This window comes from Arthrobacter sp. NamB2 (assembly GCF_005281365.1).
Taxonomy (GTDB): domain Bacteria; phylum Actinomycetota; class Actinomycetes; order Actinomycetales; family Micrococcaceae; genus Arthrobacter_D.
This window is the reverse complement of sequence record NZ_SZWI01000008.1, coordinates 83,205-109,167: the sequence shown is the minus strand read 5'-3', so window position 1 is coordinate 109,167 and position 25,963 is coordinate 83,205. Positions and strand designations below refer to the sequence as shown.

The following is a 25,963-nucleotide window of genomic DNA, read 5'->3' as shown; positions in this document are numbered from 1 at the left end:
GTTATGCCGGGGTCGAGGACCGGGCGTGCTTGTCCAGGCGGTGTGGGTCGGTGAGGAGACCGGAGTCCCAGTCGCCCGCCGTCGCCGCAGCTCGGTACGTCGCGCGCAGGAACTCGAGCAGGGCGGCGTCGGGATTCTCCGCACGGCGCACTGCCTCGTACGGCAGCAGGAACTGTCGGAACTCGGCGCTGTAGTAGGCGCCGTCGACGTCGATGGGCGTCTCGCGGTAGCCCTCGGGTTCAGGGTACGCGTACGAGTAGAACGCGCCCTCCTCGCCGCCGCCCGGCCAGAACCCGCAACTGGAGAGCTCGTGGGAGTACCCCTCCTCCATCACCCAGTCGGCGCAGTTCGGGGCGCCACCGGGATGGGTGGGAGCCGATCGGCCGGAGAAACGCGTGCACGCGAGGTCCATGCCTCCCCAGAAGAAGTGCACGGGGCTGACCTTTCCGAGGAACTCCGCGCGGAAGCGCGTGATCACGCGCTCCGCCTGGATCAGCTGCCGCCAGAATGCCGTCACGGCGTGCGCGTCGTAGGACGCGTGGTGGTGGTCCTCCGCGAAAGGAACGGCGGGATCCACTTCGGTGGGAACCGGCCGGATGGGTGCATCGATACCGAGTTCGGCCAGGGCCGTCAGCGTCCGCTCGTGGAACCGGGCCACGGACTGCGGCTCGAGGGGCACGCTGCGGTCCTCCCCGGACGAGCTCCTCACGAGCAGGCGGTGGGCTACGACGTCGAACTCCAGGTCGAACATGCCGTGCCCGTAGGGGATCGACGACGTGCCGAGACCGCGAGGGGTCACGTAGAGCGGCACCTGCCACCAGTGGTTCACCAGCGGAGCGTGCGCCATCCTGATCTTGCCGACCACCTGCATCCACATGTGCAGGGTTGCCTGAGTGTCCTGCCAGTCCGCTACGCGCAACTCGGGCCATTCGCCCGTCGTTCCATTCGTGGTGCCCCGCTCGGTCATCGTGTCCTCCGTTGTCGTGATGTGCCTGTCGTTCATGCTCCCGGGCACCCACAGTCGCCCGACGGTAACCGGTGCCGGGATGCCATGGCGCACCCACGCGCAGGCTTCCGTTTCCGATCAGCTGACGAGTGGCGCTAGGACGCCAGCTCCTGGGAGATATTGAGCTCGTTGCCGGGGATCGAGGCCAGAAGCTTCCGAGTGTAGGGGTGTCGCGGGTTCTGGAAGACCTCCTCGGAGCTTGCGGCCTCGACCAGTTCGCCATCCTTCATCACGCAGACGTAGTCCGAGATGAGGCGCACCACGGCCAGGTCGTGCGAGATGAAGAGGTAGCTCAGCCCCAGTTCGGACTGCAGCTCGCCGAGGAGTTTGAGGATCTGCGCCTGCACCAGCACGTCGAGCGCGGAGACCGGTTCGTCACACACGATGAGCTCCGGCTGCAGGGCGAGGGCGCGCGCGATCGCGACGCGTTGCCGCTGCCCGCCCGAGAGCTCCGCCGGATAGCGCCGCAAGGCGTTCTGCGGGAGCGATACCTGGTCCATCAGCTCACGCACGCGCGCCGAGCGTTCCTTCTTCGACCCGCGCTTGTAGGCATTGAGCGGCTCCTCGACGATGCGCTCGATCGTGAACATCGGGTTCAGGGAGGAGTAGGGGTCCTGGAAGATGGGCTGCACACGCTGGCGAAAGTCGTTGAGCTGCGCCTTGTCGAGGGTCGCGACGTCCATGCCGTCGAAGGTCATGGTGCCCGATGTCGGCTCGATCAGCTTCAGGAGCATGCGCGCCGTCGTCGTCTTGCCCGAGCCGGACTCTCCGACGATCGCCACAGTCTGTCCGCGCGGGACGTCGAGCGTGACGTTCTTCGCAGCGTAGAAGTCCTCCTTGCTGCCCCGGCGCTTGTAGATCTTCGTGAGGTCCCGGATCTCGACGATATTGGCGGGAGCGGTCTGAACCGCCTGCCTTCCAGAGCTGCCGGCCCCGACCGGAGCTGCCGGGCGGTCCGACGACGACGTCGCAGCGTGGGCTCCGGTGCCTCCGCGGGATGAATCGGAGGTGGAGCCCGCGGTGACGGAATCAGCCGCGGGTCGGCCACCGCCGTCCGGGAGCGCGGCGTCCGTGCTCCCGCTCTGGTGCCCGGCCTCGTGCTCCGCGAACACGGCTTCGGCCAGCTTGAGCCGGGCTGCCGCATCCGCGGTGAATGCGCCCGGGCGCAGGCGCACGGCCGCGACACTCGGCGCAGCCCGTACGAGTGACTGCGTGTAGGGGTGTTGCGGGTCGTTGAGCAACTGATCGGCAGGGCCGGTCTCGACAACCCGGCCCCGGTGCATGACCACGAGCTGCGAGGCACGCTCGGCGGCGAGGCCGAGATCGTGGGTGATCAGGAGGACCGATGTGCCGAGTCGCTCGGTCATCGTCTCGATCTGGTCGAGGATGGTGCGCTGCACCGTCACGTCCAAGGCGGACGTCGGCTCGTCGGCGATGAGCAGCCGCGGCTGGCAGGCGAGGCCGATCGCGATCAGCGCCCGCTGGCGCATGCCGCCCGAGAACTCGTGCGGGTACTGCTTGGCGCGCTCGCCCGCATCCGGAAGCCCGGCGGCCGTCAGTACCTCGATGACTCGCTGCTTCACGTCCTTCTTGGTCGCCATGCCGTGCACCAGGAGTGTCTCGGCGACCTGCGTGCCGATCTTCGTCACCGGATTCAGGTTGGACATCGGATCCTGCGGCACCAGGCCGATGGCCCTGCCGCGAATGGAGCGCATCCTCGACTCCGACAGCTTCACGAGGTCCTGTCCCTCGAACAGGATGCTGCCCGAGGTGACCCTGCCGTTGCCCGGCAGCAATCCGATGCACGCCATCGCCGTCGTCGACTTGCCCGAGCCGGATTCACCGACGATCGCCAGGGCACTGCCGCGCTTGAGCGTGAAGCTCGCGTCCTCGACCGCCTGCACCTCACCGTGCGTCGTCCGGAAGCTCACTGCGAGATTCCGCACCTCGAGCAGGGGTGCGTCGGGGTCATGGGGCTGGTCGGTCGCGCTCTCGGCGGGAGTGATGTCCGTCATAGCACCATCGTGCCCTATGGGCGATCCCGTCGCCGTCCAACGGGCGGCGACGGAGCTAACTTTCTGGTGACGATACGGAACCGGCGGCCGTCGCCACGAGCCGTGCGGCGAGATGGTCCACCGCCAGGCGGTATCCGTCGATGCCCGCTCCCACGATCACGGCGTCGGCCACCGCGGAGATGTAGGAGTGGTGACGGAACTCCTCGCGTCGATGCACATTGCTGATGTGGACCTCCACGACCGGTAGCGCGACGCCGGACAAGGCATCACGGATCGCGATCGAGGTGTGGGTGAACGCACCCGCGTTGATCACGATTCCGTCCACGGTCAGCCGGGCGGCGTGGATCGCATCGATGATCTCACCCTCGTGGTTGGACTGCATCGCCGTCGTGGTGCAGCCGTGCTGCTGCGCTGCGGTCTCCGCGAGGCGGACGACGTCGTCGAGCGTGGACGAGCCGTAGACGGACGGTTCCCGGCTGCCGAGCAGATTCAGGTTCGGTCCGTTGATCACGAGGATGCTGGGTGCGCGCGCGGGGGTCATGCCCTAACTATGCCGCACCTGCTCGGGTACCCACCGGATCGATGAGGCGAGAACGCAGGCGTACCGCGCCGAGGGCGCCGGCAACCGTCACGAGGCTCATGGACGCGAGCACGACGCCGGGGTGCCACCAGGCGCCGTCCGTGGCGATTCCGAACTGCTGCGTGATCGACGGCGCGAAGCCGGCGACGATCGCGGCGATGCTGTAGGCGAAGGAGAGCGCGGTGAACGCCGTCGCAGGCCTGAAGATGTCAGCCATCAGTCCGCCGAGCGCTGCCCAGCTGGCCGTCGGGAGGATTCCGCCGAGGATGATCGCGGCGACGTACATCGGTTCGGTGGCGATGCTGATGATCCAGTACAGCGGAAAGGCGATGAGCGCGGTTCCGAGAGCGCCCCCCGCGACGACCTTCGCCGAGCCGACGCGCGTCGCGAGGTAGCCGAAGGCAGGGATGGTGACGAGTTGCAGGATCGACCCGACGAGGGCCGCATTCAGAACCGTCTCCTGCGACAACCCGAGCGTCTGGGTGCCGTACGCCTGCGTGTAGGTGACCATCAGGAAGTAGGACCCGATGCCGAGCACAGCTGAGGCTATCGCGACCACGATGGCGGCGGGCTGGGACTTCAGGACCTCCAGGAACGGGACGCGGGGCAGCGCCTGCTTCCGGCTCGTCTCCTCGAACACGGGCGTCTCATCGATGGCGAGGCGGAGGTAGATCGCCACGGCAAGGAAGGGAAAGGCGAGCAGGAAGGGAATCCGCCAACCCCACGTGGTCATGACATCGGGTGCGACGACGGCGAGGATCAGGAAGATGGCCGAGATCAGCATGGTGCCGACGGGGGAGCCGAGCTGCGGGATGGACGCGTAGAGCGCTCGCTTGCGGGGCTCGGCATGCTCGGTTGCGATGAGGATGGAACCGCCCCATTCACCGCCGAGTGAAAGACCCTGCAGCAACCGCAGCACCGTGAGGATGATCGGTGCCCAGATGCCGATGGTGTTGTAGTCGGGGAGCAGTCCTACGGTCCCGGTCGCGACACCCATCAGCGTGATGGTCCAGATGAGGGTCCGCTTGCGCCCGATCCTGTCACCCAGATGACCGAAGAGGATGGCGCCGAGGGGGCGGGCGACGAAGCCCATCGCGAAGACGAGGAAAGCGGAGAGGGTGCCGGCCAGTGGATCCTGCTCAGCGAAGAAGACTGTGTTGAAGACGAGCGCGGCTGCTGTGCCGAACACATAGAAGTCGTAGGACTCGAGGGCGGTTCCGACGAAAGAGGCTCCGGCGACACGACGGGCCATGCGCGGATTCGATACGGGGGGCTGCTGCACGGTTGTGGACACGCTGAAATTGTCCTCTCGCCCTCTGCGCGGGGCCATCTTTCACGACGAACATCACACTGCCCGGCGGCTGGCCGCATCCGGGAGCGCGGACTCGCACTAAAAGGCTCCTCGTCGTCCCCCACCGAGGGTCTTCCCCGGGGGAAGCGACCTCCCGCGCTGCATCCCGGGAATCCGTCCAGAGGTAGGGTTACCAGCTGGTAACCCACGGGGCGGGCGGATAGCCAGGCTCCACGACCGAAGGATGGACAGCATGAGTGCTCTGTACACAGCAGTGGCCACGGCAACCGGCGACGGGCGGAACGGTGCAGCCCGCACCGACGACGGGCAACTCGTCGTCGACCTGGCCGTGCCCAGGGAGATGGGCGGTCCCGGTGGAGCAACGAATCCGGAGCAGCTCTTCGCCGTCGGCTACGCGGCGTGCTTCCACAGTGCCCTGAAGCTCGTCGCGAGCCGCAGCGAGGCCCGGATCAGTGATACAGCAGTCACAGCGGAGGTCAGCATCGCTCCGGTCGAGGGCGGTGCGTTCCAGCTCGCCGTCGCCCTGCATGCGGAGATCGGCGGGGTGGACCAGGAGACGGCGGACCGGCTCGTCGAGCAGGCGCACCAGGTGTGCCCCTACTCGAACGCGACCCGCGGGAACATCGAGGTCACCGTCGACGCGACGATCGGCTGATTTCTGTCCCGCGCGTGTCGCCGGTATCGTCCCGCCGGTAGGAAAGGGACCCCAGCAGATGCAGGGGTCCTTCTCCTGTCCCGGCCCCGAGCCCCGGGGCCGTACCCGCCCCATTACCTCCTGAGCGAGCCCTACTTCCTGAGCGAGACTGCGATCTGCTGCATGATCGTGGGATCCGACAGCGTGGTCGCATCGCCCACTTCGCGACCCTCGGCGACATCCTTGAGCAGCCGGCGCATGATCTTCCCGCTACGTGTCTTCGGCAGTTCGGGGACCACCAGGATGTTCCGCGGCTTCGCGATCGGGCCGATCTCCTTGCCGACGTGGTTGCGCAGCGTGGTGACGATGTCGTCGTCGTCCTTCGCGGACCCGCGCAGGATGACGAACGCGACCACCGCCTCGCCCGTCGTCTCGTCGCTCGCCCCGACGACCGCCGCTTCCGCCACGGACGGGTGACTCACCAGTGCCGACTCGATCTCGGTCGTGGAGAGGCGGTGGCCCGAGATGTTCATGACGTCGTCGACCCGGCCGAGAAGCCAGATGTCGCCGTCGCTGTCCTTCTTCGCGCCGTCACCGGCGAAGTACATCGCGTCGAAGCGGGACCAGTACGTGTCCTTGAACCGCTGCGGGTCACCCCAGATGCCGCGCAGCATGGCCGGCCACGGTTCGCGGATCACGAGGTAGCCGCCCGATCCGTTGGGCACCGACTCGCCCATCTCGTCCACGACGTCCACGGCGATGCCGGGGACGGCCACCTGCGCGGAGCCGGGCTTGGTCGCGGTGACGCCGGGCATCGGCGCGATCATGTGGGCACCGGTCTCCGTCTGCCACCACGTGTCGACGATCGGAGCCTTTCCGCCGCCGATGACCTCCCGGTACCACATCCACGCCTCGGGGTTGATGGGCTCCCCGACGGAACCGAGCACCCGGATCGACGAGAGATCGTACTTCTTCGGGATGTCGCGGCCCCACTTCATGAAGGTGCGGATGGCGGTGGGGGCCGTGTAGAGGATCGACACCTTGTACTTCTCGATGAGTTCCCACCACCGACCCTGGTGCGGCGTGTCCGGTGTGCCCTCGTACATCAACTGCGTCGCACCGTTCACGAGGGGGGCGTAGGTGACATAGCTGTGGCCGGTGACCCACCCGATGTCCGCCGTGCACCAGAAGACATCCGACTCGGGGCGCAGATCGAACGTGTTCCGGTGCGTGAATGCCGTCTGGACGAGGTAGCCGCCGGTCGTGTGCAGGATGCCCTTCGGCTTCCCGGTGGTCCCCGAGGTGTACAGGATGAACAGAGGGTGCTCGGCGTCGTGCGCCACCGCGATGTGCTCGTCCGGCGCGTTGCCGACGACGTCGTGCCACCAGACGTCGCGGCCCTCGGTCCACTCCACGGGCTCGTTGTTGCGGCGTACCACGACGACGTTCGTCACAGTGTGGCCCTCTCTCTCAAGGGCGCCGTCGACGGCCGGTTTGAGGGAGCTGAGCTTCCCGCGGCGGTAGGTTCCGTCGGAGGTGACCACGAGTTTTGCCTCCGCGTCGTCGATGCGACTACGAAGAGCGTCAGCCGAGAACCCCCCGAAGACCACGGAGTGGACGGCGCCGATTCGGGCACACGCAAGCATCGTGATCACGGCTTCGGGGATCATCGGCAGGTAGACGGCGACGCGGTCGCCCTTCTGCACGCCGAGCGATTCGAAAGCGTTCGATGCTTTCTTGACCTCCTGGGTCAGCTCCGCATAGGTGATGGTGCGCGTATCGCCCGGCTCACCCTCGAAGTGGATCGCCACGCGGTCGCCCAGACCGGCTTCGACGTGACGGTCCAGGGCGTTGTACGCGGCGTTCACAGTTCCGCCCACGAACCACTTCGCGAAAGGTGCGTCCGACCAGTCGAGCGTCTCGGTGAAGTCCCTGTCCCACGTGAGGAGTTCCCGGGCCTGACGCGCCCAGAAGTCCGTTCCCTCGTTCCGAGCCTCGTCATAGAGGGACGGTTGGGCAACCGCATCCGCGGCGAACTCCTCGCTGGGCGGGAAGCGACGCTCCTCGTGCAGCAGGTTCTCGAAGGCGTCGCCTTGCCGTTCAGCGCTCATGTTCTACCCCTTTGTGACGTGTTCGGTGGACGGGACCGGACCCAGGCTGGTGCGACGACTTGCCGCACCACCACGTGCTCTAGGGGAACCCTATCGAGTTCTCCGCCTGCACGTGTGCCCCGCGTCACAGGCTCTAGCCGAGTTGCGGTGATTGTGCGATGAACGGCTTCCTGCCCGCGCAGTGCGTCGGTGGAGAAGGCCCGGGCCGGTGGCTAGGGTGGAAGGAGATAAACGACGCCTTCGGCCATGGTCGGCGGCACCAGCGCGACGAACGGGAGTACGACATGACCGAACCAACCGAGGGGCAGCGCGATGCTGGCCCCTCCGAGACGGCTCGACAGGCGAACCTCGAGGGTGCTGGCCGATCGCCTGTCGCGACTGAGTCCACTGCCGGCGGTTCTCCATCCAGCGCTACGGAGCCGGTCGGAACCGCTGCGTCCGGAGCGCCTGGGCCGGACCAGGAACAGGGTTCGGGTCCGAGCAAGGCCCTCCTGGGTCCCTTCACGTTGCGGGAACTGGTGTTCGGCGGTGGCGTTGCGCTCGTGTTCATCGGTACGTTGTTGCCCTTCGTCGACGGCATTGTGCGGTACATCAACTTCTGGAACAGCGTCCCGCTGTTCTTCGTGGGAATCGGGATACTGCTGCCCGTCATCGCGCTCGCACTCCTTGCGGGACGTCGGCTGGGAGGCACTGGCCTTCGCGTCGGTTCGCTGTCAGTCGACCAGTTCGCATCCGTTTCAGCGGTTCTGGCGGCGACCTTCTTCTTCCTGCAGACGGCCACGGACTTCCATGCCGGACCGATGGTGGCGCTGATCGGCTCACTGGGCATGGTGGCTGCGACTGTCGTCGGGCCGTTCCTGCCGATCATCAAGGACGACTTCGCTGGTCGGCCGGAGGTGCCGGCGCATCGTCTGGCACGCCCCATCGCCGCCGCGCGTCCCCGCCCCCCGAAGCCGCCGAAGCCCGCCGAAGCGAGCACGACCCCTGGAGCAGTGGACCCTCGCTCCGGGCACCACGGCCAGGCGGGTGTGAACCCGGCTGCCGCCGCGGTTCTTCAGAACGGTGCGGGTCTCTACGGGGCCGGCGGTGCCGGTGCCGTGGGAGCAGGTGCTGCTGCATCCGGGCAGTCTGGGCTGGCGGCAACGGGAGGCAGGCAGGCTGGGCAGGGCCTGGACGGAGCACCCGCCGGTGCGCATGCTTTCGGTAAAGATGTCGATCAGGACGTTGATCGGGGGTTCGCTCAGGACGTCGATCGGGACTCCGCTCACGACGAGACGGGCGAGGGCCGGGATCACTCGGTCGCGGCCGGCACGCCGGAGGCGCGCTCGTCGCAGTCCCCGTCCCCTTCCAACGACCAGACGCGCCTGCAGGACGTCGCAGCCGATGACTCCACGCGCACGTACGCGACGGTCGGCCACTCGGAGGACCGGGGCCGGCAGGAGCCCATCACGGCGACGCGATCGGCCGAGGAAGAGCCTGTTGTCGAGGCCTTCTGGTTTGCCGTCGGGTCCCCGAGGCCCGTGTTCGACGAGCAGACCGGGCGAGAAGTGTTCGCATTGCAGCCGGGCGACTGGGAGGTGGGAATCGAGGACCGCGGAAGTGAATTCCTCGTGCAGGACAAGCGCACGGGCGCGGTCGGCATCCTGCGCGACCTGCGCAACATCGAGCGCGCGCCCCGCGACTGAGCCCTGGACCTCCGCCACTGATTCCCAGTGTTCGAGAGGTATCGCTGGAAGGAGAGGTGCACGTGGCAGGCAGGAAAGCGAAGACCGAGGAAGAGTCACCGGTCGCCCTCAAGCGCAGGGCGCGGAAGATCAACAGGATCCTGGCCGAGACCTACCCCTACGCGGTGGCGGAGCTCGACTTCCGCAACGCCTTCGAGCTGCTGGTGGCGACGGTTCTCTCGGCGCAGACCACCGACGTCAGGGTCAACCTCACCACGCCCGCACTGTTCGAGCGCTACCCCGATGCCCAGGCGCTGTCGGAGGCTAACGAGCTCGAGCTGCAGGAGATCATCCGGCCCACGGGGTTTTACCGGGCGAAGGCGAACAGCCTCCTCGCGTTGTCCCGTCGGCTGGTCGATGAGTACGACGGCGAGGTGCCGGGCCGGCTGGAGGACCTGGTGACTTTGCCAGGTGTGGGGCGCAAGACCGCGAACGTCGTCCTCGGTAACGCCTTCGGTGTCCCTGGCATCACCGTCGACACGCACTTCGGCCGATTGTCCGGCCGGTTCGGATGGACGGCCTCCGAGGATCCGGTCAAGGTGGAGCTCGAGGTCGGTGCTCTCTTCGACCGCCAGGACTGGACGATGCTGTCCCACCACGTCGTCTTCCATGGGCGTCGGATCTGTCATGCCAAGAAACCGGCATGCGGCGTATGCCCGATCGCTGCGCTGTGCCCGTCCTACGGGGAGGGAGAGACGGATCCCATGAAGGCTGCGAAGCTTCTCAAGTACGAACTCGCTCCGGGCAGGGAAGAGTTGCTCGAGCTGATGCGCGCAGGACGAACGCGTGCAGAGTTGCGCGAGGCCGGGTACGGTCTGGGTGCCTGAATCCCGACGTGCTCTGGTGGAGCACATTCCCCTGGTCCTGGCATGAGCGCTCGCGGCGAGCTGACCGAGTGGGTCGGACGGATGGGAAGCCCCGATGCCGTGCTGCTGCAGCCGAGCGGTTGGCAGTTCGGGGCGCTGGACCCCGAGAGGACCCGTCGCGCCGCCGTCCTCATCCTCGTCGGAGTTCGTCAAGGCGTGCTGCACCGCTCCGCCGGGGAAGCCGCCCGTGATGACCTCGACATCCTGTTCGTGATGCGCGCAGCGTCGCTCGCCAACCATCCCGGCCAAGTCGCGTTTCCGGGAGGTGCTATCGACCCGGGCGATGTGGACGAGGGGGCAGCGGCGCTACGCGAGGCGCGGGAGGAAACCGGGCTCGATCCGAAGGGCGTCGAGATTTTGGGAACGCTGCCGGAAGTCGGGCTCCCGATCAGCAACTTCCTGGTCACTCCGGTGCTCGCCTGGTGGGCAGAGGAGTCGCCCGTCCACGCGGTCGATGCGGCCGAGTCCGAACTGGTTTTCCGATGTCCGGTCAGCACTCTTCTGGATCCGTCACGGCGGCGAACAGCCGTGGTGCGCCGAGACGGGTTCGTGAGCCGCACGCCCGCTTTCCTGACGTCCGATGCAGTTATCTGGGGTTTCACTGCGCTGTTGCTGGACGCGATGTTCGACGGCCTCGGCTGGACGCGGGCGTGGGACCGGTCGCGGGAGATGCCTGCACCGCTGTGAGACGGCCAGGCCCCGCTGCGCTGGCCGCTGGGCCTTCGATCTTCCCTGGCGCATAGCGCGCCACGGATGACGCGGGAAGCGCCGCGAGGTCAATGACGGTCTCGACCCGGTCCTTGGCGCGAAGGGTCGCTTCGAGCGCGGGCATCGTCCGGGGCGCCCGGAAGCCCGTCGTCCGCAGCACCGCGAACGCCTGCTCGGTCAGATCGCCTTTGACCGCGCTCGAACCCAGCACGTTTCGGCGGACGTGCCACGCCAGTTGCTCCCGGGCGAGCGCCGCCGGGCTGGACAGGGCCACGGACACCGCCTTCGAATCAAGGATCTGAATGCCGGCTTTCCCGAGCGGACGGACGATGCGGACGGCAGGTGCAAGCCGCGACAACGTGGCCGCCATGACCGGGGAACGCACCGCGGTGACGAGTGTCAGTTCCGCGGAACGTGCGGCCGTTCCTAGCACAGCCGGTGTCTTGGCGAGGGCCTGTAGCCCGGCTGTGAGGCGAGTAGCTCCTGGCATGCGCGACGCGAATACCGAGGCGGCGCGCGCGAGCGCAGCGAGCCGCGTGAGCACCTGATGCACCCGTGCGATCATCTGCGCGGTGCGGGCGGCGCCGATGAGCGTGGTGATGACTGCTGACCCTCCGAGTGTGACGAAGCTCAGTGCGGTGCCGGCCACAACCAGGCCGGCGCACTCCAGGGCGAACGACTGCGTCTCGTCGATCAACTCCTGATGAGCCGCTTCTACAGCCTCGGCGAGGGACGTACAGCCAGCTGCGATGTCGCGCGAGGCATGTGCGGTCTCGACTCCGGCTGAATGGATTGCAGCACTGCGCTCACGAAGGAGAGTGAGATCCTCGGCCATCAGGCCGTTCACGGCGTCCTGCGCGAAGCGGACAGGACCACTGACGTTCGCCTCGACGTCGTCGGCCAGGGTGCACCACGCAGTACCGGCTGCCCGAAGCATCTCCGGGCTGCCCGCGGGCCAGACGACGCCCGCCAAGCCGGCGATGATGTCCCAGCACGGCGGGGGCCACCCTGGGTCGGCGCCGCCGGCGGAGGGCAGGTTCGGAGCAGTCGCATCCGGCACGGATGCCGGCAGCAGCGGCATGACAAGCTCGGACAACCCCATGGACGCTACGTGCTCGGCATCGATGTAGTTACCGGCGGAGTAGGTGAGCGCCCGCGATGTGTCCGAGGATGCGAGCGCGAGCTCGCGACAGGCTTCGAGGACTTCACGGGCCGCACTGTCGTACGAGACCGACCACTCCGCACCCATCGCATCCCATCCCGCCATGCCGGCAGTGTGCATGAGCGCGGAGTTCGTCGACAGGACCGCTTCGGAGATTCCCTGTCCCGCTACAGCAGCGAGGCCTGCCGCTTCCCCGTATCGGTCCGTATCGATTTTCAGGATGCTCACGCGCACCGCCCTTCCCCGTTCGTGATGTCACCGTACGGGCCCTTTAGGAGCACCGGGAAAGGCGGCCACGGTATGTGGACAAACGGCGCGCGGACGGTGCGGTCTGCCTACTTCGCGTCCGCGTAGGACACGACGGTCACCGTGTTGATGGAGAACTCGATGGGGATGTCGCCGAAGATCAGATGGGTGGCCGCCCGGGCAGCGTCCTCCAGGATGACTGCTGCATCGCCCGCCTGCTCCGACGGGACATGGAGGACCACCTCATCATGCAGGAAGAGGGCGATGCGGCTCCTTGGTTCCGGAATGCTGCTGGCTTTCAATCGACGCCGGATCTCGGCGAGCCAGCAGAGCGCCCACTCGGCCGCAGAGGCCTGCACCACGAAGTTCCTCGTGAAACGACCCCGGGCGCGCGCGGCTGCATCCGCGCGGCGCTGCTCCTCCGCCGTCGACGTCCGCTGCCTGGCACGCCATTCATCCGAGGCGGGCGGGCAGCCCCGGCCGAGGTAGCTCGACACGCCCTCTCCCGCTTCCCCTGATCTCGCGGCCGCCTCGACGACACCGATCGCCCGCGGGTACGCGCGCGTCAACTGCGGCATCAGCCGACCGGACTCGCCGCTCGTCGCGCCGTACATGGCTCCCAGCATCGCCAGTTTGGCCTTGGCCCGGTCGCCGCCGAACCCCTGATCGGCGATCCCCTGATACAGGTCCCTGTCCCTGGCTGCGGCGGCGAGCGCGGAATCCTGGCCGAGAGCCGCCAGGACCCTCGGTTCGAGTTGCGCCGCGTCGGCCACGATGAAGACATGCGCGTCGTCGGGACGGACCGCGTCCCGGACCTGTCGGGGAATCTGCAGGGCACCGCCACCGCGTGACGCCCACCGCCCGGACACCACGCCGCCCACCACGTACTCGGGCCGGAACCGGCCGTCGTGCACCCACGCGTCGAGCCAGTTCCAGCCGTTCGCCGTCATGAGCCTCGACAGCTTTTTGTACGTCAGGAGTGGCGCGATGGCGGGGTGCTGTTGCCGCTCGAGCTCCCAGGAGCGCGTCGTCGTGACCTCGATTCCGGCCCTGTGCAGCGCGCGCAGAACCTCCTGCGGTGAGTCCGGGTTGAGCGAAGGGCTCGCGAGTGCTGTCCGGAGCTCACCGGCGAGCCTTTCGAGTTCTGCCGGCCGCCTGCCCTCCGGCGGGCGCGGTCCGAGGGTGCGTTCGAGCAGGTCCTGGTGGACGTCCTTGCGCCAGGGGAGCCCCGAGTGTTCCATCTCGGCGGCGATGAGGGACCCAGCCGACTCGGCCGCCAGCAGGAGGTTGAGTCGTCCGGATTCTGTCGCTTCGGCAGCGGTGGTCAGCTGCTCGCCGAACTCCTCGATCACAGCGTCGAGTGCGGGGCCGGCGTGGTCGCAGGGCTCATCGAACAGCGAATGCTGGTTCGGCGGTGGTGGAGGTGGCATCAGGACCCGGGCCGGCTCGGTACCGTCGTCCGTCGTCGCGCTTGCCCTCGCCGCGTCGACGTACGGGGAAGGCCGACACGATCCCGAGTGCGCGAGGATGTTCCGCGTCAGGCCCAGGTCCCAGCACCGGTCGACGTCGACACCCGCGCGCAGGAGGTCCGGGTACCATTCCCGCGTGCTGTTCCAGACCCACCGAGGACGCCGTTCGTCTGCACGTGCTACCGCCTCCGCAAGCTGCTGGGGGTCGACGACGATCGCGTCACCGCGTCGGACTCCGCGGGCATCGAGGTCCTGAAGGGCGATGCCGGCCCCGTCGCCGGCACTCGACGGGACGGGCCCCACGGCTATGTACATCCCCTCATTGTCGGCCGACCCGGTGCCATTCCTGCAATCCGTGTTGTCCACATAGGACCGGGGCGAGTACGTGGAAGCGGTCTGCGAGACGAGGCTGTGTCCATGACGCAGCAGACGTGGACCATGGAGGCCCGACGGCAGCCGGTAGTCCTCGCCGGAGGTTCTCAACGCGTTCGGGATCTGGTGGCCAGGGCGTGCGCCTCGGCCGGGGTGGCGCCCGTCTTCGTTCCTGGTCTCGACGAAGGTCTGGCCCTGAATCCCGTGGTGTTGCTCGTCGGGCCCGAGCAAGCGGCCGGAGGGACGACGGGTCAGCGGGACGTCATCGTGGTAGGCATGACCGAGGACGAAAACTCGGTCTGGGGGACTGCCGCCAACCTCGCCTCCTCCCGTGTAGTCATCCTGCCGCAGGGGGCGGGCTGGCTTGCCGAGTATCTGGGACGCCGGCTGGGTTCGGCCACGTCCGGGTCCGTCGTCGGGTTCCTCGGAGCTGCCGGGGGCTGTGGGGTCAGCACGTTCGCCTATTGGTGCGCCCGCCAGATCGCGGGCGCGGGCAAGTCGACCGTGCTGGTGGACGGACATCCCCTGAACGGCGGGCTCGACCTCGCCCTCGGCATCGAGGACCGCCCGGGTGTGCGGTGGCACGACCTCAGCGACATCCGGGGCACGCTCAACCCCGAGCAGCTCGCGTCTGCCCTACCCAGCGATGGCAGGCTCTCCGTGCTGTCGCATGCAGCGCGGGCGGGGACGGTCGGCGGAGGGCCCGGTGGCGCTATGCCGTCCTCCGGAGCGGTCGTCGACGCCGCCCGTGGAGCCTTCGACGTGACGGTCATCGACCTCGGCAATGGTCCCGCTGCCCGGTTTCTCGGCGCGGTCTGCGACCACGTCGTGCTCCTCGTTCCGTCGAGGCCGCGCAGCGTCGCCGCAGCTGGTGGGGTTCTCCGCGCTCGCAACTCGGTACCCATGACGGTCGTCCTGCGCGGGCCAGTACAGGAAGGGTTGGATGCGTGGCTCGTCGCGGACCTGATGGGGCGTCCCGGACCGCTTCCGTTCCTTCCGTTCGTGCGGGGCGCCCGCCAGGCCGAGGCAGCCGGCCGGATGGTGTCTTTCGTGGTGCCTCGATCCGTGAGGAAGGTTGTTCGCTCCGTCACGAGCGCGATCGAGCTGTTGGAATGACAGAGGCGAACACTCGCGGCGATATGCAGGGTGGGCTGACGAGACGTCAGATGCGCGTACTGAGAAGCGACACGGGGTACCGGGGCGGTGAGGGGTGGCACGAGGAGGGCCATGCCGTGCAGGATAGCCAGGGCCCGGCGTCGATGGTGGACACCGTGCGCAGGGCGGTCCTTGCGGGAACCGTGCCGGCAACCAGTGCGGCGCTCGCCGGCGCCGTCGGGTCAAGTGGCAGGCTTCTCGGTTCCGAGGGCACCCTCTCGGTTCTGGATCGTGTCCGAGCAGAACTCAAGGGACTTGGACCCCTCGAGCACCTCCTTGCGGACCGTACGGTCACGGACATCCTCGTCAATGGACCGGACGACGTCTGGGTTGACGGGGCGACGGGCCTGCGGCAGATCGACCGCGTCTTCCAGCACGATGATGAGGTCCGTTCGCTCGCCGTCCGACTGATAGCCGCAGGTGGCAGGCGGCTCGACGATGGAAGTCCGGCGGTCGACGTGCGGGTGGAGAACCTCCGGGTCCACGCTGTGCTTCCACCGATCTCGACTGCGGGAACGCTCCTGTCGATAAGGATCAGACGCTCCCGCGTCTTCTCCCTGCCAGAACTAGTGGACAGCGGAACCGTGGCGCCCGTGATGGCTCAGGCACTCACGTCGATGATGCAGCACCGCTTGAACTTCCTGATCAGCGGCGCCACGGGGACGGGGAAGACGACACTGCTCTCCACGCTCCTCGGCCTGGCTGCCCCGGATGAGCGAGTGGTGCTGGTCGAGGACGCAGCGGAACTCAACCCTGCCCACCGACACACTGTCGGACTCCAGTCCCGCCACGGCAACCTGGAGGGGGCTGGCGTGCTTGACCTCACCGAGCTCGTGAGACAAGCCCTCAGGATGAGGCCGGACCGCCTGGTCGTCGGAGAGTGTCGCGGAGCGGAAGTCCGGGAACTGCTGTCGGCAATGAATACCGGGCACGACGGCGGCGGAGGGACTGTGCATGCTAATTCGGCCGACGCGGTACCGGCACGGCTGGGGGCACTTGCAGCGCTCGCGGGACTGAGCCCGGAGGCCCTGGCTCTCCAGGCTGCAAGTGCCCTCGATGCCCTCGTGCACGTGGTGCGTGATTCCAGGGGTCGCCGTGTCGAGAGCCTCGGATTATTGGAGTTGAGTCCGGACAACACACTCGTGGTCAGGCCCGTTCTGGTGAATGACGGGACAGCGTGCCGAGCAGGCACAGCATGGCCGGAGTTCGCCCGTCGCGTCGGCTGGACCGGAGTCCAGATATGACAGGGATGACGGTGGCCGTTCTGCTGGCCGCAGCGTGCGCGGTGACCGTCCTGCAGGGTCCGGGGCAGTGGCGTCGTGACCAACGTGTGCGGTTCCCCGGTGCCGGCGGCAGTGCCGGGCAGCGTCGGGATGATGCGACGGCGTCGGCACCGGCGGGTGTGCAGAGGCTCGTCCAGCGGTTGTCAGGCAAGTCTCCGACGATGGATCCGCATGAGCTCCCGCTCTTCGTCCATCAACTCGCCGGGCTCCTTCGAGCAGGGCGACCGCCGCGTGTCCTCTGGGCGGACATGGAGCAGGTCCATGCCGACGGGCGCACCGGATTCTCCTGTGCGGTGCTTCCCGTCGTCGCCAGGGCACGTCGTGCTGCTGAACTCGGCCTGAGTGTCCCCGGTGCGCTCCGTGATGATTCCGTGGGATGCACCGGTCGTCGAATCTCCGGGGCGGAGCACACCGACCGCATGTGGATCGATCTCGCCGGGTGCCTTGAGGTGGCAGAGCGCAGCGGGGCACCGCTGGCAGGGATTCTCGAGCACTATGCCGCTCAGCTCGACGCCCAGCTCGACGGCTTGTCAGCCCGGGACACAGCACTGGCTGGACCACGCGCGACAGTCGTTCTCCTCGCCTGGCTTCCGGCCGTCGGTATCGTTCTCGGCTTCGCACTCGGCATCAACCCGATAGAGGTGCTGGTGGCTTCACCGCTGGGACGGTGGGCTCTTGGGGCAGGAGCGCTGCTGATGCTTGCCGGACGAGTGTGGTCCCGGCGTCTGGTACAGCGGGCTGGAGGAGGGACGCCGCGGTGACGGGGTTGCTGGTGTCGTTCCTCCTGGCGTGCGCAGCGATTGTTCTCGACGCTCGATCCGCGGGCGTGAAGCGCCCCGCTGTGAGACCGCGGAGCGCGGTCAGTCAGCGTGGCCTCCGTGAGGCGCCGCTCATTCTCGACCTGCTGGGCGCTCTCCTCACTGGCGGCGCGTCGGTCGAGTACGCGTTGTCCGTCGTCGCGGCGTCCTGTGATCCCACCATGGGCTTCCTACTGCAGAGAGTTCATGCAGCCAGGTTGCTCGGTGCGTCCTGGAACGCGGCTTGGGACGCGGGACTGGACGCACACCATCACCGTCTCCCACAGCGGCGGCGCGGACTTCCCAGAATGATCGCGCTGACGGACCAGGCAGTGCGAAGCGCCGAAGAAGTGCGGCAGGGTCTGCGCTTCGCGACGTCCACGGGTGCACCTTCCGCGGCGCTCCTGCACGCTCACGCGGCCCAGTTGAGACGGCGACATAACCGGGAGATGGAGAGGAAAGCAGCGGCACTCGGAGTGCAGCTCGTCCTGCCACTCGGACTGTGCTCACTGCCGGCCTTCATCTGCCTGGGAGTCGTTCCTGTTGTTCTGGGGCTCCTTCCTGCCCTGTAGCACCGGCGGTACGGGCACCGGCGTCGAGGTGGAACCCGCTCCTCCCACGTGCCCCGTGCTGGTACGGGAACCAGCCTGATCCTGCTGCCGATGCCCGCGTAGACGCTAGATGCGAGGACACGCCTGAACGGTTGGCTCCAGTTGTCCACTTAGCCCGCCCCGGCACTCCGTGTCCGGCGCTGCTTCGACAGAGTTGTCGCAGCGATAGCCGTCGCTACTAGCGGAACGCGGGGAAGATACCCCGCGTCGATCGAGGGAGACTCCATGTCTATTGGAACGCAGCCGACAACGAAGAATGGTTCGGCATTCCGGGTTCGATGCACACGGCAGGGCATTGACGAGTACCCGCCTGACAGTGCTTCGCCCGAGCAGACGCAGTGCACCCGCCTACGCGTTCTCGCGTCCGGCGGCCCGCGCGGCAGGAACCTGGTGCAGCTGACGCCCGCGGCCGGTGATCAGGATACGGATTCGTCAGCAGGCGAGCACGAGGCACAGGGCGGGCAGGTCGAGTCACGCATGCGATCCGTGGAGTCCGAACCGTTCGGACAGCGGCAGTGGGGTGGCTTCTTCGCGGGCTCACAGGACGGAGTGCCGGGCGCTGCGAGCGAGGCGAGCGGCGATGACCGGGAGACCCGTCGGCGCGACGCACGACGGGAGAGAGCCAGTGCACGGACAGTACGGCGTCGTCGGGCCGGGGTGCTGGACCGGGAGGCAGGAATGGCAACTGCCGAGTACGCCATCGCGACGCTCGCCGCGGTAGGTTTCGCCGCGCTTCTTGTAGCTGTGCTGTCCAGTGGTGAGATCAAGGGTCTCCTGATGTCCCTGATCACGTCCGCACTGAATTTCGGCTAGTGAGGAGCGACCAGGGCGGCTCGAAGCATCGATCGGGTATTCCTGGCCCTACGGAGAGACGCTGCCAATCCAGCAGGCTGGGCCGAGCGTCCGCGCAGATCGAGCCACCAGTCGAGGCCGACGGACGTCAGCGCGGATCGGTGACCGCAGAGGTTGCGGTCGTGCTTCCCGCCCTGGTCGTGCTCCTTGCGCTCCTACTGGGAACAGCTCACGTGGGCACGGTTCAGCTGCGGATTGAAGAAGCGGCTCGTGCCGGAGCGCGGGAAGCGATGCGGGGCGAGAGCGATCAGTCCGTGCAGCAGACGGTCCGCCGATTGGCCGGGAAAGATGCGACAACGACGGTAGGGGGCGGGACGGAGTGGACCACCGTTGAAGTCCGGGCGAAGGTCGACGGACCGGTCGTGGACCTTCTGGGCCTCGAGTTGAGCGCGACAGCCACGGGGAAGGTCGAGCACAGTGGGTAGGCAGGCCCGTGCAACCAGCCTGCGACGACGATCTGTATCCAACGGCGCGCGACGCACACGCTGCGCGTCACGTAGCCGCCTCGGTCGCGGCACTCGTTCGGTGGCGGGTTCCGATCAGGGCGCGGGAACACTCCTGATGGCCGCTCTCGCGCTGCTGACACTACTATTGATCGCCGCGGCCGTCCTGCTGCTGCAGGCGGCATCGGCAGCATCGAAGGCAGCTACAGCAGCGGACCTGGCAGCACTGGCTGCTGCTGATGTTGCCCGGGGTCTGTCTGCTGGTGACCCCTGCTCGGTCGCCGGATCGGTCGCGCAACGGCAAGGAGCTGCCCTGCGTGATTGCTCGATAGGAGCAACAGGGGCCGGAACGGCGGAGATTCGCGTGTCGGTCCCTGTGGAAGGGCTTCTGCCGGACGCGGTCGGAGCAGCGCGAGCGGGTCCTCCGCCGTGAGCCCAAGAAAGCATCGGACACCGCTCGAAGACGATGCGCCGGACACCTCGGCAAGGTTCCGCGGACTTCCCCGCGCGCGTCCTCCATCAGGTGCGCGGATTTGAGAAGGTGTTTGGATGGCTGGACGAGCTGCCGTGAGTGCGCACAGCGTGCGGACAGAAGGGTCAGGCCGCTGGTGCACCGCTCCTGGTTCCGTCAGTCCTGGTGGAGGTCGCCGGGGTTGTTCCAGTCGCACCCTGGACCGGGTCGGTAGGCGGGTTCGCGTCGGCCGCGCCGTCGGGTGTCCCCGTACCGCCGGATCCCATGGCAATGCCGGCCTCCCTGAGGATCAGTGTCAGCACCGCAACCGCACCCCCTTTGCTCAGCGGGTTGTTCCGGTTTCCGCACTTGGGGGACTGCACGCAGGACGGGCAGCCCGACTCGCACTCGCACGCTTCGATGGCATCCCGGGTTGCGGACAACCAGGTCCGTGCGGCCTCGAACCCTCGCTCGGCGAAACCGGCACCGCCGGGATGACCGTCATACACGAAGATCGTCGGGAGGCCGGTGTCGGCATGCAGGGCGGTGGACACCCCGCCGATGTCCCACCGGTCACTCGACGCGACGAGAGGCAGCAGTCCGATCGCTGCATGCTCGGCGGCGTGCAGCGCTCCGGGCAGCTCCTCCGCGAGGATGCCCTCGGCCTCGAGCAACTCGGGGCTGATCTCGAACCAGACACTCTTGGTGAAGAGGTCGCGGGCCTCGAGTTCCAGGGGTTCCTCGCCGAGGACCTCGTTGGAGGAGAAGGCCTTGCGCTGGAAGGAGACCACCTGAGTGGTCACTTTCACATCACCGAAGTTCGCGAGGACACCGCCCCACAGCTGGCTGACATCGCGGCCGATCACCTCGATCTGCGTGACGTCCCGCGCCTGCGTGTAGTAGTCCGGATGCGCGCGGGCAACCACTGCACAGTGGTCCTGCTCGTTGAGCTCCTGCACTACATAGGTGCGGCCCTGATGGACGTACACCGCCCCGGGATGTGCCTGGTAGTGACTCTGGGGAGAGTCCATCGTGCCGAGGAGGGCGCCGGACTCCGCTTCCACGATGTTGATCGGTCCACCGCCGTCCGCTCGGAGGTTGACCATCGCCGCCGCGCTCTGCGGGTGTGTCCAGAACCACCCTGCAGGGCGGCGCCGGAGGAATCCCTGCTCAGACAGGGTTGCGAGCAGGGATTCCGAGGTGGCGCCGAACAGATCGAGGTCAGCGTCCGTCAGGGGTAGCTCGGCCGCTGCAGCGCACAGGTGCGGGCCGAGTACGTAGGGGTTGGAGGGATCGAAAACGGTGGCTTCCACTGCGAGGTCGAAGACCGCCTCGGGATGGTGCACGAGATATGTGTCCAGGGGGTCGTCACTGGCGACGAACGCGGCGATGGCGTCCTGGCCCGAGCGACCGGCACGTCCGATCTGTTGCATCAGGGACGCCCGTGTTCCCGGCCACCCGGCCACCAGGACCGCATCGAGTCCGGAGATGTCGATACCGAGTTCGAGGGCGGAGGTGCTTGCTACCCCGAGCAACTCACCGCTACGCAGATCCCTCTCGAGAGCGCGCCGTTCCTCCGGCAGGTACCCCGACCGGTAGGCCGCGATGCGGTGCGGGAGGCTCGGATGCACGTCCTCGAGCATGCGCCGGGATGTCTGTGCGATGCTTTCCGCCCCTCGCCTGGACTTGATGAAGGCGATCGTCCTCACATGGGAGGAGACCAGGTTGGCGAGGAGGTCCGATGTCTCGGCGATGACCGTCCGCCGGGTGGGAGCACCGTTCTCGCCCTTCATCCCGGTGAGCTGTGGCTCCCAGAAGGCGACCGTGGTGGATCCGTGCGGCGAGCTGTCCCGGTCGACGGCACGCGCCGGAGCGCCGATGAGGCGCCCGAACGACGCTGCAGGTTCGGCCGACGTCGCGGAGGCCCCGATGAACACCGGGTTCGCTCCATAGCTCGCGCAGATCCGGCGAAGCCGTCGCAGGAGATTGGCCACATGGGACCCGAACACGCCCCGGTAACTATGTGCCTCGTCGATGATCACGTACTTGAGCCGGCGGAAGAACCGCGCCCACCAGGTGTGGTTGGGAAGGATGCCGTAGTGGAGCATGTCCGGATTCGCGAGGATGAGATTGGCATGGTCCCGGATCCAGCGGCGGGCACCCGATTCGGTGTCGCCGTCGTACGTCTCTGCACGAACGGTGGGCAGCTTCAAGGCGTTGATCGCGGACAACTGATCCGCGGCAAGCGCCTTCGCCGGTGCCAGGTAAAGGGCCACCGAGCCGTTCGGGGCCAACGTGGCGCGGTTCGTCAGCTCGCTGCGGTGGATCTCGTCGAGGACCGGCAGCTGGTAGCAGAGGGACTTCCCCGAGGCGGTGCCCGTCGCGATGATGGTGTGCGCTCCACCATGGGCGGACGTGGCCCCCTCCACCTGATGGCGCCAGGGCTCACGGACACCCCGCGCGGCGAAGGCATCGATGACGTCAGGATGGGCCCACGCGGGCCAGGGGGCGTGCTCGGCATCGCGCGCCGGTATCTCGCGGACATGCAGCAGCTGCTCGGGGTTGGGTCCACCCCCGAGCAGGGAGATCGATTGGTTCCGCACAGCCACCCGGCAATTGTCCCATCGGGCCGAGCGAAGGGACTCGGGTAAGCGCCCTTATCCTCTGATAACGAACACGTCGGCGAGGTGCCGCCACCCGAGGAACTCGTAGAGCGCCCGTCCGTCAGCGGACGCCATGAGCAGTCCGGTGGTGACGTCGTCCTCCAGCACCCCTGCGGTCAGCGCTCGCATGACGTAGCTGCCCAGTCCTCTGCGCCGGAAACCCTCCTCGGTCACGATGCGGTCGTAGACCGCGTAGTCGCCGACTACGGACACGGAACCGCGCGCTGCGAGGAGCCCGTCGGCGTGCACCGTGACGCGGCGGCAGGTACCTTCGCGGGTGCGCTCGAGGGTGAGACCGTCGCCTGGCGCGCGCGGGTCCTCGACGTCCTGCCCGTGCATGTCGACGCTCATCAGGGACTGCTGGCGGTCCGTCACGCGCATGTGGAGCGGGGCTGCCGCGTCCATCAGATCCTGCGCCCGGTTCGTGACAACGGTCAGCACGCGCGTGGGGTCCTGCTTCGTCTCCTGCGCCAGTTCCAGGAATCGCTCGGTGTCGGGCTCGAAGAGGAAGTGCTCTGTCTGGTTCTGCTGGTCGGTCAGGAGAACGGAGGTGGTGCGCCCGTCGTCGTGCGGCTCGTAACCCCGACATGCGGTCCATCCGGTTATCCAGGTCTGGAGAAGTTCGTTGTCTGCAGATGCGCCCATGTGCTGAACGATAGTTCTCGCCGGCCGACAAGCACAGGCGACGCCACGACAGTGACCGATTGCGACGCCCAGTACCCTTTAAGCCGTGTCGATGAACCGTATTGCCCTCTTCTACGCCTTTGCACCACTGCCCGATCCCGAGGCGATCCGGCTGTGGCAGCGCGCCCTCTGCGAGAAGTGGGGGCTGCGCGGCAGGATCATCATCTCGAAAGACGGTATCAACGGGACCGTCGGCGGGGAGATCGGTGCGGTGAAGCAGTACGTCAGGATCACGCGCGAGTACCCGGCCTTCAGGGGGATCGAGATCAAGTGGTCGGAGGGTGGCGCCGACGACTTCCCCCGGTTGAGCGTCAAAGTACGCGACGAGATCGTCTCTTTCGGTGCTCCCGGCGAGCTGAAGGTCGACGAGACGGGGGTGGTGGGCGGCGGGACACACCTTGCACCCGAGGAGGTGCACGAACTTGTCGACGCCAAGCGCGCCGCGGGGCAGGAGGTGGTCTTCTTCGACGGACGCAACGCCCTCGAGGCCCAGATCGGACGCTTCAAGGGAGCCGTCGTCCCCGATGTCCGAACCACCCACGACTTCGTCCGTGAGCTGGACTCGGGCAAGTACGACGACCTCAAGGACAAGCCCGTCGTCACGTACTGCACGGGCGGCATCCGCTGCGAGGTGCTCTCCAGCCTGATGATCAACCGAGGCTTCCAGGAGGTCTACCAACTCGACGGCGGCATCGTCCGCTACGGCGAAAAGTACCGTGACGGCGGACTGTGGGAGGGCTCGCTCTACGTCTTCGACAAGCGCATGCACCTCGAGTTCAGCGACGACGCCGTCACGATCGGTGCGTGCGTGCGCTGCCAGACGCCGACGAACAAGTTCGAGAACTGCTCCAATCCCACCTGCCGCAACCTCACCCTCTACTGTGCAGGGTGCGCGGCGGATCCCGCGACCCTCCGTTGCCCGCAGGGTTGCGAGTCGGACGAGGCCGAAGCCACGACGGCGGGCGCAGCTTGATACGCGACACTGCAAGCGGTCACGAGGGATTCGACGACGACGTCCCCTCGGCGCCGTCGAGCCGGGACCTGGCCGTGCTCACGGCGCTCGCAGCCGATCTGTCCAGGCTCCAGTACACGGTCGACGGCGTCGAGGACCTCCTCGGCGCGCAGGCCTATGCCGCCCTCGGCAGGGGACAGTTCGTCCCGGCGCTGCTGCGCGCACAGCAGCGCCACCGGGGGCCCGACGGCGTCCGGGCCGCGCCGGTCCTGCTCTGGCTCCTGGGGGAGCCGGTCACCGAGGGGGACCTCGGCGACGCCTTTCCCACCGTCGGCGTCCGGGGCCTCGAGCACCTGCGACTCATCGAACGGGCTGCGCACTCGGTCGGATACGCGACGGCGCCTGCGCCGGCGGCCGAGCCGGTAGCCGCACCTGCGCCTGCGACCGAGCCGGTAGCCGCGACAGCACCAGCACCAGCACCAGCACCGGCAGCCGGGCCGAAGACAACACCGGCAGCCGAGGCGAGCGGATCCGCGACCGCACCACTGTGGCGGGCAGCGGTCGAGTTGCGCCCGTACGGCTCCGACGTCGGCGGGAACCTCTGGGTCGCCAGCGACCTCGGGGCGGAGCAGCGGCCCGGACCGCTGCGCCACGACCACGTCCTGGGCATCGGCGGTGCGTCACTGACCCTCGCTCAAACCGTCATGAGGACACCCGTCGGCCGTGCCCTCGACCTCGGTACGGGGTGCGGTATCCAGGTGTTCCACCTCCTGCCGCACGCCGACCACGTGACGGCGACGGACATCTCGGATCGGGCACTGGCCTTCACCCGCTTCAACCTCCTCCTGAACGCGCCCGCACTCGGCATCGACCCCTCGCGCCTCGACGACCGCGTCAGCCTCCGCCTGGGCAGTCTGCTGGAGCCGGTCGCGGGCGAGGAGTTTGACCTCGTGGTGTCCAATCCTCCCTTCGTGATCACCCCGCGCTCGGGAACGCGCGACGAGGCCTATACCTACAGGGACGGTGGGTTGGCCGGCGACGCCATCGTCGAGACACTGATCCGTGAACTGCCGACGGTGCTCGCTCCCGGCGCCGCTGCACAGCTGCTCGGCAACTGGGAGATCACCGAGGGTACGCCCTGGGACCGCCGCCTCCGCTCCTTCGTCCCGCCCGGAGTCGATGCCTGGATCATCCAGCGCGAACAGTTGTCGCCGGTGCAGTACGCGGAGACGTGGCTGCGGGACGCCGCCGAGAACCGTGACCGCGCCGCCTACCTCGACAGTTTCACCGCCTACCTCGAGGATTTCGCCTCGCGCGATGTCGAGGGCGTCGGCTTCGGCTCAGTATGGCTGCGCAGGCCGGCCGCATCACGCGACCTCGTCCGGATGACGTTCGAGGAGATCACGCACGACATCGAACAGCCCGTCGGTCCGCACCTGGCCGCCGCCGTCGAACGCAGTGACTGGCTCGCCGCGCATACGGAACAAGCCGCCTCGGGTGTTGGCATCGCGGAGGAGTTCCTTCTCGTCGCGGACGACGTCACCGAGGAACGCCACCAGCGGCCCGGGGCCGAACATCCGGGCGTCATCCTCCTGCGGCAGGGAGCCGGGCTCCGGCGCACCACCCTGCTGAGCACCGAACTCGCCGGCTTCGTCTCGGCATGTGACGGTGACCTCACTGCGGGCCAGATCGCCGGTGCCCTCGCGATGCTGCTGCAGCGGCCGGACGCCGCGTTCACGTCGGAGTTGCTGGTCGATGTCGAGCAGTTGATCCGCGAAGGGTTCCTGATTCCGGCCCCCTGAAACCAGCGGTTACCCTTGTGTCGGTACGCATGACGCATACTGTGAGGGAGCCCCGGCAGCGGGAT

Annotated in this window: 22 protein-coding genes; 13 read left to right on the top strand and 9 right to left on the bottom strand. The window is 67.7% G+C overall.

Features of this window, described 5'->3' with window-relative positions:
* Position 1: 1 nt before the first annotated feature.
* From FDK12_RS13870 to FDK12_RS13855, 4 genes are all read right to left on the bottom strand, one after another.
* Complete coding sequence (locus FDK12_RS13870) at positions 2-1,003, bottom strand: DUF5996 family protein (protein ID WP_223263293.1); 1,002 nt, start codon at positions 1,001-1,003, stop codon at positions 2-4.
* A gap of 98 nt (positions 1,004-1,101) precedes the next feature.
* Positions 1,102-3,021, bottom strand: coding sequence for an ABC transporter ATP-binding protein (locus FDK12_RS13865; protein ID WP_137370096.1), 1,920 nt, complete (start codon positions 3,019-3,021; stop codon positions 1,102-1,104).
* Between the two features lie 55 nt (positions 3,022-3,076).
* On the bottom strand, positions 3,077-3,562 hold the full coding sequence (aroQ, locus tag FDK12_RS13860; protein ID WP_137370095.1) for a type II 3-dehydroquinate dehydratase: 486 nt from the start codon (positions 3,560-3,562) through the stop codon (positions 3,077-3,079).
* Positions 3,563-3,569: 7 nt separating this feature from the next.
* Entirely contained in the window at positions 3,570-4,895 is a 1,326-nt protein-coding gene (locus FDK12_RS13855) for an MFS transporter (protein WP_223263292.1), read from the bottom strand.
* Between the two features lie 250 nt (positions 4,896-5,145).
* On the opposite strand from FDK12_RS13855, the gene FDK12_RS13850 reads away from it, so the two are divergent.
* Positions 5,146-5,568 carry an organic hydroperoxide resistance protein gene (locus FDK12_RS13850; RefSeq protein ID WP_137370093.1) on the top strand — a complete coding sequence of 141 codons (423 nt, stop codon included), beginning with the start codon at positions 5,146-5,148 and terminating at the stop codon, positions 5,566-5,568.
* Between the two features lie 131 nt (positions 5,569-5,699).
* Here the strand turns inward: FDK12_RS13850 and acs are convergent, their stop codons facing one another.
* Positions 5,700-7,658, bottom strand: a complete 1,959-nt coding sequence (acs, locus tag FDK12_RS13845) for an acetate--CoA ligase (RefSeq protein ID WP_137370092.1) — start codon at positions 7,656-7,658, stop codon at positions 5,700-5,702.
* Positions 7,659-7,942: 284 nt separating this feature from the next.
* Here acs and FDK12_RS13840 point away from each other — a divergent pair, with 284 nt between their 5' ends.
* The 3 genes from FDK12_RS13840 (at position 7,943) to FDK12_RS13830 (ending at position 10,935) form a co-directional block, all read left to right on the top strand.
* Positions 7,943-9,343 carry a PrgI family protein gene (locus FDK12_RS13840; RefSeq protein WP_137370091.1) on the top strand — a complete coding sequence of 467 codons (1,401 nt, stop codon included), beginning with the start codon at positions 7,943-7,945 and terminating at the stop codon, positions 9,341-9,343.
* Positions 9,344-9,405: 62 nt separating this feature from the next.
* The gene (nth, locus tag FDK12_RS13835; RefSeq protein ID WP_137370090.1) at positions 9,406-10,209 is read left to right on the top strand and encodes an endonuclease III; all 804 of its coding nucleotides are present in this window, start codon (positions 9,406-9,408) and stop codon (positions 10,207-10,209) included.
* Positions 10,210-10,251: 42 nt separating this feature from the next.
* Positions 10,252-10,935 carry an NUDIX hydrolase gene (locus FDK12_RS13830; RefSeq protein ID WP_137370089.1) on the top strand — a complete coding sequence of 228 codons (684 nt, stop codon included), beginning with the start codon at positions 10,252-10,254 and terminating at the stop codon, positions 10,933-10,935.
* On the opposite strand, the gene FDK12_RS13825 is transcribed toward FDK12_RS13830, so the two are convergent.
* On the bottom strand, positions 10,847-12,346 hold the full coding sequence (locus FDK12_RS13825; RefSeq protein WP_137370088.1) for a hypothetical protein: 1,500 nt from the start codon (positions 12,344-12,346) through the stop codon (positions 10,847-10,849). The two genes, FDK12_RS13830 and FDK12_RS13825, sit on opposite strands and share 89 nt — an antisense overlap.
* Before the next feature lie 107 nt (positions 12,347-12,453).
* Entirely contained in the window at positions 12,454-14,148 is a 1,695-nt protein-coding gene (locus FDK12_RS13820) for a bifunctional 3'-5' exonuclease/DNA polymerase (RefSeq protein WP_137370087.1), read from the bottom strand.
* Between the two features lie 102 nt (positions 14,149-14,250).
* Between FDK12_RS13820 and ssd the strand changes: the two genes are divergently transcribed.
* From ssd to FDK12_RS13785, 7 genes are all read left to right on the top strand, one after another.
* On the top strand, positions 14,251-15,321 hold the full coding sequence (gene ssd / locus FDK12_RS13815; RefSeq protein WP_137370086.1) for a septum site-determining protein Ssd: 1,071 nt from the start codon (positions 14,251-14,253) through the stop codon (positions 15,319-15,321).
* Positions 15,322-15,371: 50 nt separating this feature from the next.
* A complete protein-coding gene (locus FDK12_RS13810; protein ID WP_411266172.1) occupies positions 15,372-16,604 on the top strand; it encodes a TadA family conjugal transfer-associated ATPase in 1,233 nt (410 codons plus the stop codon).
* Positions 16,601-17,404 carry a type II secretion system F family protein gene (locus FDK12_RS13805; protein ID WP_137370085.1) on the top strand — a complete coding sequence of 268 codons (804 nt, stop codon included), beginning with the start codon at positions 16,601-16,603 and terminating at the stop codon, positions 17,402-17,404. The genes FDK12_RS13810 and FDK12_RS13805 overlap by 4 nt, the downstream gene beginning before the upstream one ends.
* Positions 17,311-18,012, top strand: coding sequence for a type II secretion system F family protein (locus FDK12_RS13800; RefSeq protein WP_317616741.1), 702 nt, complete (start codon positions 17,311-17,313; stop codon positions 18,010-18,012). Before FDK12_RS13805 ends, FDK12_RS13800 begins: the two co-directional genes overlap by 94 nt.
* A gap of 429 nt (positions 18,013-18,441) precedes the next feature.
* Positions 18,442-18,864, top strand: a complete 423-nt coding sequence (locus FDK12_RS13795) for a DUF4244 domain-containing protein (protein WP_223263289.1) — start codon at positions 18,442-18,444, stop codon at positions 18,862-18,864.
* A gap of 140 nt (positions 18,865-19,004) precedes the next feature.
* A complete protein-coding gene (locus FDK12_RS13790) occupies positions 19,005-19,328 on the top strand; it encodes a TadE family type IV pilus minor pilin (RefSeq protein ID WP_223263288.1) in 324 nt (107 codons plus the stop codon).
* Between the two features lie 136 nt (positions 19,329-19,464).
* A complete protein-coding gene (locus tag FDK12_RS13785; protein ID WP_137370142.1) occupies positions 19,465-19,779 on the top strand; it encodes an Rv3654c family TadE-like protein in 315 nt (104 codons plus the stop codon).
* A gap of 164 nt (positions 19,780-19,943) precedes the next feature.
* On the opposite strand, the gene FDK12_RS13780 is transcribed toward FDK12_RS13785, so the two are convergent.
* Together FDK12_RS13780 and FDK12_RS13775 are read right to left on the bottom strand one after the other, a co-directional pair.
* Positions 19,944-22,400, bottom strand: a complete 2,457-nt coding sequence (locus FDK12_RS13780; RefSeq protein ID WP_411266175.1) for a DEAD/DEAH box helicase — start codon at positions 22,398-22,400, stop codon at positions 19,944-19,946.
* Positions 22,401-22,454: 54 nt separating this feature from the next.
* Positions 22,455-23,105 carry a GNAT family N-acetyltransferase gene (locus FDK12_RS13775; protein ID WP_137370082.1) on the bottom strand — a complete coding sequence of 217 codons (651 nt, stop codon included), beginning with the start codon at positions 23,103-23,105 and terminating at the stop codon, positions 22,455-22,457.
* 85 nt (positions 23,106-23,190) lie between these two features.
* Here FDK12_RS13775 and FDK12_RS13770 point away from each other — a divergent pair, with 85 nt between their 5' ends.
* Positions 23,191-24,117 carry a rhodanese-related sulfurtransferase gene (locus FDK12_RS13770; RefSeq protein ID WP_137370081.1) on the top strand — a complete coding sequence of 309 codons (927 nt, stop codon included), beginning with the start codon at positions 23,191-23,193 and terminating at the stop codon, positions 24,115-24,117.
* Positions 24,114-25,898: a methyltransferase gene (locus FDK12_RS13765; RefSeq protein ID WP_223263286.1), complete on the top strand. Its 1,785-nt coding sequence runs from the start codon at positions 24,114-24,116 to the stop codon at positions 25,896-25,898. Before FDK12_RS13770 ends, FDK12_RS13765 begins: the two co-directional genes overlap by 4 nt.
* Positions 25,899-25,963: the final 65 nt, after the last annotated feature.